Genomic DNA, 12,833 nt, shown 5'->3' on the forward strand with positions numbered 1-12,833 from the left:
TGTAACTGTATTAAAAATAACACTAAACTTTTTGTGAATTTCATCAAAAAGTTTAGTGTTATTTTCATTTCTCTTTGTTGTGTAAGAATTTCATTTCACGGATTTTATGCATTATACATTCTACGGTTTTAACCATAATTTTCATCTATATAAGTAATTCATACATGGGTTTTAATTTTTGTATCAATTTCATCTAATCTTTTTGGATATACCTTTTCCCCATCTATTGTCATCTGTATTTTTTGCTTAGAATTTACTGTTACCACCCAAGCATTCGGTAAATAACGATCTTCATGAGATAATGTGGAAGGCGAATTTATAACCTTTCCCCCCTAAATATAGCGTAGCAGAAGAACCACCATCCATAGCCATCGCATTTATAGCTTCTTTTTCATATAGGATATCTTGACACTCTTTTAACGTAGCCCCTATACTATGCGTCTGTCTACCGTCTTGTACCATCTTCTTTTTGGGCCATAATACTTCTTGGAGCTGAACCCCACCCACCGTCTCCTTCTGTAATCATTTTTTCTCCATTAACAATTAACTGTGGCATAAATCCCGCCACTGAAACGACTTGTTTATCCAAAAGTTGTTGGGTAGAATAATTTCCTGTTACCATTTGTCCAAACTTTGTTAAACCCGTAATAATTGTAGGGGTATTTTTATATATATTTGTATTAATAGCTTTCCCATTTTCTATCACAATTCCAGTAGCAACATTTCCTCCACCCCTTCCTGTTTCGTCAGCAAATCTACTTGCATTCACAGCAACAAGTGCATGATTACGTTTTGCCATTACACTAATTTTTTCTCCCCTGTTAGCACCCTGTGTTCCTTGATGGCTAACAAGTTTAACATTGAAGGGATTGCTAATAGTAACTAGCTTTCCTTCAAAAAGAAAGCGACTTTCTTTGTTACTTTTAATCGTTTCTACATCAATTTCTAATGGCTGATTTTTAAATTCTTCTAATCTTTTTCCTGCTATTTTTTTATAAATACGCTCATCACTATTTGACCATTTTGGATAATTAATTCTATCTTGTAATTTATCTAGTTCCTTTTTGGATAAGAATGTATACTTCGCATATTGTGGATGCCAAGAAGTTATTATACTCCCAGCCATTGTTATACGAAGCTCTCGGCCATAGCTAGTACCAAATAGTATTCCTACGCCAATAATCATTAAAATAGAAGCAAAATTCGTTTGAAGATTTTTCTTAGATATTTCATAGTTTTATCCTCCAGCATTCATTACATTCAATAAATCCATTAAAATATTATTTATCTAAAGACAAAAGTGTTTGATTTCCTCATGCCTGAATTCCCCACTATATTTTAGCAATTAAAGCAACATACTTATTCCGAATTTTGTTTTTTCAGTGTATATTTATAAATTTAATAACGTTATTCATTTTAATACCTAAAAAGGCAGGCATAAATTTATGCTTGCCTCCCGTTCTCAAAATTAATTACACCTAAAACAACGTGGGATAAAGCAAATATAAATACTGACTTCTACCCTCTATTTTTTACTTTTCTAAAACAATTTCTGCTATTTCATTAGCATGTTTTTTAGAATCAAATCCATCATAGTTACTTAAAACTACAACGGACAAATATTCTTGTGGAAACCGCATGAAGTGTGAACGATAACCCGCCCAACTTCCTGAATGTTCCAAGTACCGACAGTTAAAACCTTCAGCAAGCCTTAGTCCAAAAGCATAATCTTCATTGTCAATAATCGTCTTCCCAGTTGGTGAAATTTTTGGACCTATTTCGCTCATTCTTTTAACAAGTTCTTTTCCACCAACGGTACCTGTAGTTAAATTCTCCCCCCACTTTACCAGGTCTTCAACTGTTGCATGAACTGCCCCATCCCCCGTGTGTTCCCAAGGGCTTTCATAGATTTTATATGATCCTTGCTCATTCTTCGAATACCCACTAGTAATTGGTATAGTATTTGGGTAGTAATCTATAATTGTTGTGTCTCTCATATTTAAAGGGTCAAAAATACGATCCTTTGTAAACTGACGTAGAGACTTGCCGCTTACCTTCTCTACCACTTGTGATAATAAAAAATATCCTGTATTGCTATACTCAAATTTTGTGCCAACAGGGAACCTTGCAATTTGATGACCATTAAGGTGTTTTAGTGATTCTTCCACAGTTAATGTATCAGTAAATTTAATATTTGCTGCTTCAGCCAATGCCATATAATCAACTAGCCCACCAGTATGATGAATTAGATGTCTCAATGTTACAGGTTCAGCATATGTTCCTATAAAAGGGACAAACTTTACAATTGAATCATCTAAACCCAATCTTCCCTCTTGTTCTAAGAGCAATATAGAAAACGCTGTAAATTGTTTAGAAACTGAGGCGATATTAAAAACGCTCTTTGTGGTTATCGGCAGATTTTCCTCTATAGAAGCTAAGCCAACCGTACCTTTATAAGTTACCCCGCTATCAAAACTAGCAATATATGCAAAACCAGGAGCTGTTGGTGAAAACTTGTGAAATAATTGTTTAATCAATGTATGTGTCTTTTCATTATATAAATTATTCATCTCAATCTCGTACCCCTTCCATTAAATAATTAAAAATAGATTACCCTATTATCTTTCTCATATTGAATTCAATTAACCTTCATATCGAATGTTTGATATAGGAAAAATCTCAAGTTATCCATTTTAGTTTCCAAGGAAACAAAAATTGAGTATAATTATATTTGCACAATAGAGATCGTTTACAAATCCATTGTGCAAATTCTTGTATTTGCTCTTAATTAAGTAAAAAAATGGAGGGTATGACATGGAAAATTATTATGATGTAGCAGTAGTTGGCGGTGGTCCGGTTGGACTTATGACAGCATGTGAATTAGCTATTCAAGGTGTAAAAGTTGTCGTTGTAGAGAGAAGATTAAATCGGATAAGAAATTCTAGAGCACTCACACTTCACCCCCGCTCCTTAGAATTAATGGCTATGAGAGGTATTGAAAATCGATTTTTATCTAGAGGGAAAAAATCAGATACAAGCCATTTTGCTGCCCTAGATACAAGATTAAACTTTAAAAATTTAGATACTGATTTTCCATATACGCTTTTTATTCCCCAATCTATTACAGAAGAAATATTAGAAGAGCGTGCGTTAGAATTAGGTGTAGACATTAAACGTGGTCATACTTTAAAAGATTTAAAACAGTATGAAACATTCGTACAACTAGAAATAGAACAAGCAGAAACAATATATAAAATAGAAGTTCAATATGTAGTAGGCGCTGATGGCGCAAGAAGCGTAGTTCGTGAGTTATCACATATATCTTTTAATGGAACAGATACAACAACTACTGCTATATTAGGTGATGTCATTTTAGAAGATGTACCGGATAACCCATTTTTTTCTACATCCAATAAAAATGGGATAATAATAATGGTACCTATTGCACCTAATGTATTTCGTTTTGCAATTGTAGATCCTACGAATCAGACAATACCTGTTCATGTTGCTGTCACAGAAAAAGAGCTTATAGATAGTATTTATAGTATTACAGGTGAACATATTCAAATTAAAAGCTCAATATGGCTTTCTCGTTTTGGAAATGCAACCAAACTAGCAAATACTTATCAACATAAGCGTGTATTCTTGGCAGGTGATGCAGCGCATATTCATTTCCCTGCAGGAGGACAAGGTTTGAATGTAGGTTTACAAGACGCTTTTAATTTAGGATGGAAATTGGGACTCGCTGTAAAACAAAAAAAATATGAAAGCCTATTAGAAAGTTATCATATTGAACGACATGCTGTGGGAAAACAATTTTTCAAGGAAGTACAAGCACAAGAACAATTAATGATAAACTTTTCAAATGCAGGTATAGAATTAAGAGAGTTATTCTCGCATTTACTCACATACCCAGAGGTGAATAAAGAATTAGCTGAAAGAGTAAGTGGCTTAGGGGTTCTATATTCCTCTATGCATACGAAAGAAAAGCATCCATTGATAGGGAAAAGATGTACAAACCTTACTATTTCTTCTCAAAATAAGAAAACTTATAAACTCTTTAAATTGATGCAAGATGGTAAATATATTTTATTAATACATCCTTCTTATAAAGAAGAAATAGATAAAATGAACATTGATTCGCACAAAAAGGTGGTTGTAGGAGAAATACAGGATTATCAATTAAAAAATATTGAGGTCATTTTAATTCGCCCCGATGGTCACATAGCTTACATTGAGTATGATGAAAGAGAAGACTGTACAGATTTGAAAATAAAATTGAATAATTTTTAAAAACTACTATTTATGGCATGAATTAAGAACTTTCTAGTATAAACATTAAAACAATAGAATTTCATATGCCCCCACTAATAGTTGTGGGGGCATTTTATATTAAATGAATGGCATTAAAAACACCTTCTAACTAAGCCCTCCTAATTAATTCCCTATTTCAGATAATATAACCGATATCTATCCCAAATAATACATTCATATTTTTTCAGCTCTTAGATCACTAAAAATACTAAACATTATCTTCGAAATTCTTCACATATTCTAATAATGTTTGATATTGTTGATCAAGGGCATACTCCTCTGTTCCAACTGGTGATTTAAAAAAGAGTGAAAGATGTTTCATTATTCCTACTTCCCCCTCTCTAAGTGCATGATCCATAAAACGGGACAGATCAATTACTAGAGGAGCGGCTAAGATCGAATCAATACCTAACCAATTAATTTTCATTGTCATCCGTTCCCCTAACCAACCTTCAAAATCAATGGTATCCCATGCCTCTTTCCTATCTCCTCGAACAGGAAAGTAATCAATTCTTACTTTATGATCAAAATTACTGTACCCCAATATTTTTTCTAGCCCAATGGATTTTGAATCAATTTTTGTTGAGGAATGCGTTGGATGTTCCAAAATTGCACCATCTTGATTCCCTAAGATATTAGTACTATACCACCCGACAATATTCAATCCACGCTGTTTGAACATTTTTCCTAAAACATGTTTATATAAAGTCTGACCTGTTCTTGCATCTTTTCCTGCCGTCGGAACAGCCTGTAATTCTGCTAATTCCTGTAGTGCTGGTATCTCAGTCATCACACTCGGCGTAAAATTTACAAAGGCACATTTTGATTTTATTGCCGCATAAGCATAAAGCATGCCCGGTCGAATATCTGGTGAATTTTCCTTTAACCCAGTCTCAAATGCTTTTAATGACTGATATAACGAATGATTTTTTGTCTTTTCTTCTGTTGAAGCAGTATTTATTACAACAATTCTCTCAAGATTATATTTTTTTCTAAATTCTTCAATGTCTGCCTGAATTTGATTCACTGCGCTCATTAAGTTCTCAGGCTCTCCTGTCAGACTATAGACCCCTTTAACAAAATCATTTACATTAGCTAGTGGCGCTTGCCAAATAGGAACATCATTGAGTTTCATTTCAATTTTCTTCAAAATAGATTCCTGAATGATACCATATTTTTGTACTACTTCTATCAATGAATCCTTTTGTATATCCCATCCACCAAAAGCAATCTGATCGATTGGAGTTAGCTGTAGTGTCTCGAATTCTTTCTCTGTAGAAATAACCCCTCTTAGTGGAGCAAGATTTTGATTGACTGCAAAGATTCCGGAAATCGTTGTTGTTGCAACGGCACCTAGCACTCCGACAAATAACACACCCATCTGATATGTCATTTTTTCACCCCTTCTAATTTCTCGCAAGCTTTAGCAACAAGCCATGAACTTCGGTCGCTTCTAATGTATCTGGAAGTTCAAAATCTCTCCCTGTTACTACAAGTGACACATAATCTCCTTTGTCCTTTGCTGGTAAACCGTGAGATCCTTTGATTCGCTCAGGTTCTAGTGGTATTTGGAATGTTTTTGAATTTACAAACAGCTCAACTGGATCATAACCAGGCTTCCTATGAATATCTACATTGTATGCAAATTCTGGTGCCTGTTCATCGTTCAACCACCAGTAGTACACAAACCAACTGTCAGGTTCAGCAATAGCAATTAACTGCCCCGAAAGCTCGTGATTAATCTTATGAACCCGTTTCTCTTCTTCTCCCCATACCTCGGCTATACCTGGTGTTCTTTCGAGAATTTCTTTAACTACCCCAATATCACGTGAGTCCTGAATATACACATGAGCCAATTGATGATCTGCTAAAGCAAAGGCTTTCGACATCTCCAAATCGAGAAAATCCATATTTTCGACATGCTTGATAGCCACATATCCCTCTTTATTTAACGTTTGATTGATAAATATAGGTCTATTAACTGTCTTAAAGTTGTATTCTGATAAAATAACTAGCCGTGTTTGCTCCTTCAAGTTGCGCTCTTCCAATTGCTCGACAAAGTTTCCAATTAAACTGTCAATTTCTTTAATGGATCTCTTCGCAGCTTCACTTTCAGGCCCAAACCTTTGTGCGTTATAATCTATATTGGGTAGATATACAAGTGATAATCTTGGTTTATATTCTTCTAAAACATCTATTGCTGCATCTAATATCCATTCACTGGATTTAACTGAAGAGAGCGGTCCCCAGAAGCTCTTCAAATCGAACTCCCCATATTTCCCCCTCAATTTTTCGTATAGCCCCCTCGGCTTTGAATCACACCACATAATTGTTTTTTTATCGAGATGAATTGGGGCAGGAGTAACTACATAGTCTGCTGTGCTCAACTTACTGAACTGCCAAAACAACACTGCTGTTTCAGCTGCCAAATCTTCTTCCTTCAACTTCTCCCATATCTTTTTACCTTGAATTGGTAGCATCGTTTGATTCCACATTGTTATTTCTTTAGTATCCCAGTTTGGAAGACCATTACAAATAATGCCATGTTCAGCTGGTGAGGTTCCAGTAATATACGTAGCTTGCATTGAACCAGTTACAGCCGGAAATACAGGTTTAATTTTTGCGTGCTGGCCATTATCTAGCAACTTCTGAATATTTGGGGTTAATTCAGCATCATTTAGATGCTCCTCCGTCAAACTAATAATATCTAATACAACCACGTTCTTTTTCTCCATAGATATCATCCTTTCATCTATGTAACGGGAAAGATATGAGACATGATATAGCTTATAATTAGGAAAGAAGATACTGAAAAGAAAGCTGGCCATCCTCCAAATGAAGCAGCAATTGCTCCATCCAATAATGGAAGACCAATTATACATGTTCCTACTGCTTTTTTAATATTAGATGATATTGGATTTGCTAATGCTGGTAAAATCCCTGAAAAAGTCCATAATAAAAAAACTATTACCGTAATAACAGTTGTTCCCCATACACCATAGAAATGCAAAAGCAAAATAGCAATAGCACATGTTAAGACCGCTCCTGCCATAATTCTTACTCGTATAGGATAGAGGCCGGATCCAACCTCACCTTTAGACATTACAGTAACAGTGAAAATATATATAAATCCTAATCCCGCTAACCACCAAAATTCTACTAATTTATCTGGTACAATACTCAATCCTAGTAACAAGTTAACGCCTCTACAAAGCCCCATCGTTATTGGTCCTAAAACATCATACTGCTTTGAATAGCGATTATATACAAATACCAACATAATGAGGATACAAGCAATCAAAAAGCTGATACCTGAAACAAAACATACAGATATGATACTTACAGTAAGAAGCACAAAACTAAAACATAAAGCAGAACGAATTGATATACGACCAGATGGTAAAGGTCTTTCAGGACGCTCTCTTTTATCTATTTCAAAGTCAAAAAAATCATTTAAAATAATCCCTGACGCATATATGCATGCGCTCGCTAACATTAGAAGAATAATCTTACTAAAATAACTTTGATTCAAAACTATTCCTGCAATCCAGGTGCCTGCCAATATATCTGCCATCGCTGTAAAGGTATTTGGAAATCTTATCAGTTCAAAATACGTACGAATTTTTCTCATAGGCTGTTAAGGATACTTTGCACATAGTCATAAGATTCTTTGGCGGCCGATATTGCATGATTTTCATAAGGGTATAATTCAATGGTAATAAAACCGTCATAACCCGTTTTCTTTATAGATTGTAAAACTTCTAGAATAGGAATAGCACCGTGACCAGGAATTAGATGCTCATGTACGCGATTCGCTGCAATATCCTCCAGGTGATAATGTTGTGTATATGGTAGCAATTTATAAACCAATGCAGCTGGATCTTCTCCAACACAAAAGAAATGTCCTATATCAAAATTTAATGCAATTGCCTGCGAAGGAACAGCCTTCTTAAATTCTATAAATTGATCTGATGTTTCAATTAATAAATCAGGCTCAGGTTCAACAAGGATTGTTACGCCAGACTTTTCAGCATGATCAGCCAATTCTTCCATTGCAGAAATAAAAACTTTATTTGCCCATTCCCTCCCTACATTGATGAGGGGTCCCCCTGGTTCGGTAGATAGTGTCTTTGCACCAAGTTTTTGAGCTAAGTCAATACATTTATGAGTATGCTCTATACGTTGTCTTCTTTCTGTTTCATCTACCTCTACAAAAGACGGGTGCCAATTATCTTTTATTCCATACAGCATGAATGCATTCAAATTTGATATAGTCATGTTCTTTTGTTTCAACTTGTCTTTTATCATGAGTATTTTCTCATTCGTTACCTCAGGTGGAAAAGCGTGCGGGATATCTAGTAAGATTTCTATACCCTCATATCCAATTTCAGATAATACATCTATTGTTTTTAACAAGTCATATCTTTTAAATCCATTACTGCTATATGCAAGTTTCATAATCTTTTCACCCCTTATGAATCTAGTTTTAATTTTCCAGATTGCTCATAAAAACGAACTGGATTATTCCAAACTAGTTCTTGAATGATATTTTCCGCATGCCCTTTCTTTCGCATCTCGAGCGCAGTTTTTACAACATTAAGAGGATTAGATGGTCCCCAATCTGCTGCGGTGTTAACCATAATCTTATTTATGCTGTAATGTGCGATTATTTCAATTGCTTCATCAGTTGAAACTTTCGTCGGATAAATTGTCATTCCGCTCCAGCCTCCATATTCAACGGAAAGATCAATAGTATCTGAATTATTATGATCTATTAATACCCTATCAGGTTCAAGCCCTTCTTCCTTTAGGATTTCTATTGTTCTTCTTGTTCCCTCCCGCTTATTTTGATGGGGAGTATGCACCATAACCAACATATCGAGGTCCTTAGCTAATTTCATTTGTCTCCGCATCACATCTTCTTCCTCAGGAGTAATCCTATCAAATCCAATCTCTCCAATTGCAAGACACCGTTCATGTTGCAAATACTCGGACAATCCATCAATTACTTGATAGGCAATATCAATGTTATTTGCTTCTTTTGGATTCATAGCTAAACAACAATAATGAGTGATTCCATATTGCTTAGCACGCTCAGGTTCAAAGGTAAGCAAATGTTGGAAGTAATCAAAATAGGTTTCAGGATAACGGCGTTCGCTTCCAAGCCAAAATGCGGGTTCTACAACAGCGCGTACACCGGCCAGACTCATATTTTCATAATCATCGGTTGTACGAGAATAACAATGGATGTGCGGATCAAAATATTTCATAAATTATCTCCCCTCATAAAAGGCTATTCTTAAAATATGGTGTAAGGAATTCTATAGATTCCTTTGCTGCCAGTACTGGATCATTGCAATAGGTATATAATTCTACTGTAATAAATCCCTTATATTTAATTTGCTTTACATAATTAAATAATTGATTAAAATCAATATTCCCATGACCAGGTATAAGATGATAGTGTTTGTGATCTGCTATATCCTCTAGGTGGATGTTCCATATCCTAGACTTTAAACTTGATAATAAAGTGGGAATATCCTCTCTTATTACATCTGCATGCCCGAGATCAAGATTTGCGCCCAGCCTATTTGATCCCACTATTTGAATTAATTCATTCAATTCTTTTCCATTTTCTATTAAAAGACCAGGTTCGTACTCAATCCCTACGTTGATTTCACATCGTTCAGCATAGTCCATAATCTCTATTAGTGAATTTATAAGATGATTAATTGCTTGATCTGGCGGGTTTCCTGAAAGACACTTTCCACTTGTAATACTGATGTTTTTGGCATTTACTATTACAGCTAAATCTATTAATTGTTTTGTATATTTAATTCTCTGATTCCTCACCTCTTCTCTTGCATTACATAATGAAGGCTCAAATGTAGGTTCTCCAGTAGAATATGGAAAAAATCCAGCTGCTGTATTTCCGTTTATATTTGAGACCTCGAGGCCATATTTTTCTATTTCTTGTCGTACATCAGTTACCCAATCAGCAGTATGTACAGGTGGAAAAGCATGAGGAACATCCGCTAAAATTTCAACCCCTTTATACCCCAACTTTCCAATTTCTGAAATAGCTTCGGGTAATGTGTATGTTGTAAATGCATTTGTACTAAAAGCTAGCTTCATCTTGCCCCTCCTTTTAAAGCGTCTAATATTACAACACTTATTCGTTCAATGGAATTTAGTCAATATTTATAAAAAACGGTACAATCTATTCAAAAATACCCTACAAAGTTCAACGAATAGCCAGGAGTAAAAAAAACTTAATATAAATATTATTGCAATAACCTTTGCATCTATAATTGTATTAACAGTAGGGCCCAGTACTGGGAAGCGGAATACATACAATATCACCATGATCCCCGCCAGTAGACATATTGATGAAAAAGAAACAACCAAAATTCTCTTATTCAATTGGAAAAAAGACACACCTATAGCTATACCTAATAAACCTGTTGTAAATGGAAAAATAATTAATTCACTCGGCTGAATGATAAATAAAAGGAGAATTGTAAGGATATAAGAAAGGATTCCTTGACGAATAGAAAGGAACGTAACTAAAAAAATTGGTAATGTCGCTAAAAAACTAATTAAGTAGCCTATACCCGGCATCAAGCCTCCTGCTGATTGAAACATGGCAGCAAGCGTACTCAGCAAGGCTGTAATAACCAAGTTGGCTGCAAAAGGGAGCTTTTTCAAGTGAATATGGTCTCCATCTATCTCTCTCATTGATTGATACCAATAACGGACAAACCATTTGATTAAAATCACCACCCAAAAATATCCAAACAGTCATTTTCTATACTATTCATTCCCACGTATTTTATGCGGTATTGCCTTTATAATAAAATTGTAAGAATGATTGCTCCTCTGAAAATATTTTAAAATAGCAGCTAATTCAATTGGCATTACTATAAATTCATGAACATAAATTTTGCAAGATATTGCTGAATACCCTTTTTCTAAATTCGCAATTATATTTATTTTGAAATGCCCTCTCTTTATTTTCATAAAGATATAACATGCCCTACCGTTTGAATTTTTATGGTAATGTCTTATAGAACAATTTCAAAAATAGTACCTTTGTTTAAATCAGTCACATTTGTAGATTCATAAACCCCTAAATATAATCTAGTTTGATTCAGATTTGTTCCCAAATTAACATAATAAGCTGATTGAGATCCAAAATTATAATCGGTTTCAATAACACTAAAATCATTTAATTTACCATCTATACTAGGACGAGTATAGGCTAAACCCCCTCTAACCGGGGAGTTAGATTCTTCCTTCCGAGTAAGATCGGTAAACACAATACTTCCTGTTAAATTCGGAATTCCATTTCCCATATATGGTTGGACACCTGTAAGTGCAGTTCCATCAAACTTATCAGGTCCTGAACCTTTATGAAAATAACTAATGAATGGTTGAAGCCGCTTCATTGACGTTTTAACTGTTTCATTATAATAAGCTATTATTTTTTCATCTAAAGTGGGAGTTGAAGCACAGCGTCTTATAAAAGAAGTAGGAAAATTCCCTTCCCATCCACGCCAACCAAAGTTAATAAATCCGTCTTGATCAGAAGTAGATCTCATCATTAAAGAAGCTTGAACAAGTTGAGTGACTGGTATAGGTCTATAATGAACAAATGAAAAAATTGATTCCACCAAATCTTGCCCAACATTTCCCACATATTTAATATACTGATTATAAAACCTTTGAAATGAAATACCTGTGATATTACGAACGCCTTTAGCAATTACCGTAAGAGTTTCCTGAATAGATGAGGGAAGTTCATCAAAACGTGTGACTACAGGGGGATTATTGATAAGTGTATTCTTAGCTACATCAATTTCAATTATTTTACCGGCTATCTCCATATCATCCTGACTTAAATTAAATGGATCATAGCCTGATCCACCATCTCCAGTTGTTAAAACAAGTGCCCCAGTTTCAGGTGAAAAACTTAGGCTATTAACCCCATTATGATTAAGAAATGGCCTTCTTATATTAAGTAATGTACGTCTTTTTTGCGGTTGACCATTCGGTTGTAAAATCCATTCTTCTACGGTATCAATATGATCATATTGAGTTTCCCTGTTTATCCATCTTAAATTTAACGTTTTTAGGTCACATGGATTAGGCTTAAAAGGTTCAGCAAGAGCGCCCGGTCCTTGTGTTCCAGCTAATGAATAATGAAGATAAAACAAACCATTATAATAAAATTGTGGATGAAACGCTAGTCCTAGCAACCCTCTTTCATCATATCCACCTTGTTCAGACTTCCCTAATTTTATGATTCGAGACCGAATATCTAAAAAAGTTCTTATTTCTCCGTCTCCTATGTAAAAGATTTCTCCTATTTGGGTTGCAATAAATAATCTTTCAATTGAATCACCTGGAAGTATAGTTGTTCTTAAAACAGTGGGTAGATTTATCTTACTTACAATGGGTTGTAAACGAACTTTTACTTTTATCAATTAACTTTACACCCCTTTCTATTATAAGAATAT

Annotated in this window: 10 protein-coding genes and 1 pseudogene; 1 reads left to right on the forward strand and 10 read right to left on the reverse strand. The window is 34.7% G+C overall.

Annotated features, from left to right (window positions below; genetic code table 11):
- Positions 1-158 precede the first annotated feature (158 nt).
- Both AB6801_RS19910 and AB6801_RS19915 read right to left on the reverse strand, forming a co-directional pair.
- Positions 159-1,233, reverse strand: a pseudogene (locus AB6801_RS19910) (phosphodiester glycosidase family protein).
- A 299-nt stretch (positions 1,234-1,532) separates the two neighbouring features.
- A complete protein-coding gene (locus tag AB6801_RS19915) occupies positions 1,533-2,570 on the reverse strand; it encodes a serine hydrolase domain-containing protein (protein WP_330939368.1) in 1,038 nt (345 codons plus the stop codon).
- A gap of 244 nt (positions 2,571-2,814) precedes the next feature.
- On the opposite strand from AB6801_RS19915, the gene AB6801_RS19920 reads away from it, so the two are divergent.
- Positions 2,815-4,293 (forward strand): FAD-dependent oxidoreductase, encoded by a 1,479-nt coding sequence (locus AB6801_RS19920; protein WP_330939367.1) that lies wholly within the window; start codon positions 2,815-2,817, stop codon positions 4,291-4,293.
- A gap of 229 nt (positions 4,294-4,522) precedes the next feature.
- Here the strand turns inward: AB6801_RS19920 and AB6801_RS19925 are convergent, their stop codons facing one another.
- The 8 genes from AB6801_RS19925 to AB6801_RS19960 form a co-directional block, all read right to left on the reverse strand.
- A complete protein-coding gene (locus tag AB6801_RS19925; protein ID WP_330939366.1) occupies positions 4,523-5,707 on the reverse strand; it encodes an inositol-3-phosphate synthase in 1,185 nt (394 codons plus the stop codon).
- Positions 5,708-5,720: 13 nt separating this feature from the next.
- Positions 5,721-7,049 carry an alkaline phosphatase family protein gene (locus AB6801_RS19930; protein ID WP_330939365.1) on the reverse strand — a complete coding sequence of 443 codons (1,329 nt, stop codon included), beginning with the start codon at positions 7,047-7,049 and terminating at the stop codon, positions 5,721-5,723.
- A gap of 17 nt (positions 7,050-7,066) precedes the next feature.
- A complete protein-coding gene (eboC, locus tag AB6801_RS19935; RefSeq protein WP_330939364.1) occupies positions 7,067-7,945 on the reverse strand; it encodes a UbiA-like protein EboC in 879 nt (292 codons plus the stop codon).
- Positions 7,942-8,772 carry a sugar phosphate isomerase/epimerase family protein gene (locus AB6801_RS19940; RefSeq protein ID WP_103652915.1) on the reverse strand — a complete coding sequence of 277 codons (831 nt, stop codon included), beginning with the start codon at positions 8,770-8,772 and terminating at the stop codon, positions 7,942-7,944. Before AB6801_RS19940 ends, eboC begins: the two co-directional genes overlap by 4 nt.
- 14 nt (positions 8,773-8,786) lie before the next feature.
- Complete coding sequence (locus AB6801_RS19945; RefSeq protein ID WP_103652916.1) at positions 8,787-9,584, reverse strand: TatD family hydrolase; 798 nt, start codon at positions 9,582-9,584, stop codon at positions 8,787-8,789.
- 13 nt (positions 9,585-9,597) lie between these two features.
- A complete protein-coding gene (locus AB6801_RS19950; protein WP_136986037.1) occupies positions 9,598-10,449 on the reverse strand; it encodes a sugar phosphate isomerase/epimerase family protein in 852 nt (283 codons plus the stop codon).
- Between the two features lie 66 nt (positions 10,450-10,515).
- Positions 10,516-11,052, reverse strand: coding sequence for a hypothetical protein (locus AB6801_RS19955; RefSeq protein WP_330939436.1), 537 nt, complete (start codon positions 11,050-11,052; stop codon positions 10,516-10,518).
- A 326-nt stretch (positions 11,053-11,378) separates the two neighbouring features.
- Positions 11,379-12,800, reverse strand: coding sequence for a PQQ-dependent sugar dehydrogenase (locus tag AB6801_RS19960; RefSeq protein ID WP_330939363.1), 1,422 nt, complete (start codon positions 12,798-12,800; stop codon positions 11,379-11,381).
- Positions 12,801-12,833 lie beyond the last annotated feature (33 nt).

The organism is Bacillus sp. RCC_6_1 (assembly GCF_041360755.1).
GTDB lineage: Bacteria > Bacillota > Bacilli > Bacillales > Bacillaceae_G > Bacillus_A > Bacillus_A cereus.

Bases quoted from the DNA above. Each gene is read 5' to 3' on its own strand.
- AB6801_RS19915 (WP_330939368.1), bottom strand. From the start codon at position 2,570: ATGAATAATTTATATAATGAAAAGACACATACATTGATTAAACAATTA.
- AB6801_RS19920 (WP_330939367.1), top strand. From the start codon at position 2,815: ATGGAAAATTATTATGATGTAGCAGTAGTTGGCGGTGGTCCGGTTGGA.
- AB6801_RS19925 (WP_330939366.1), bottom strand. From the start codon at position 5,707: ATGACATATCAGATGGGTGTGTTATTTGTCGGAGTGCTAGGTGCCGTT.
- AB6801_RS19930 (WP_330939365.1), bottom strand. From the start codon at position 7,049: ATGGAGAAAAAGAACGTGGTTGTATTAGATATTATTAGTTTGACGGAG.
- eboC (WP_330939364.1), bottom strand. From the start codon at position 7,945: ATGAGAAAAATTCGTACGTATTTTGAACTGATAAGATTTCCAAATACC.
- AB6801_RS19940 (WP_103652915.1), bottom strand. From the start codon at position 8,772: ATGAAACTTGCATATAGCAGTAATGGATTTAAAAGATATGACTTGTTA.
- AB6801_RS19945 (WP_103652916.1), bottom strand. From the start codon at position 9,584: ATGAAATATTTTGATCCGCACATCCATTGTTATTCTCGTACAACCGAT.
- AB6801_RS19950 (WP_136986037.1), bottom strand. From the start codon at position 10,449: ATGAAGCTAGCTTTTAGTACAAATGCATTTACAACATACACATTACCC.
- AB6801_RS19955 (WP_330939436.1), bottom strand. From the start codon at position 11,052: ATGAGAGAGATAGATGGAGACCATATTCACTTGAAAAAGCTCCCTTTT.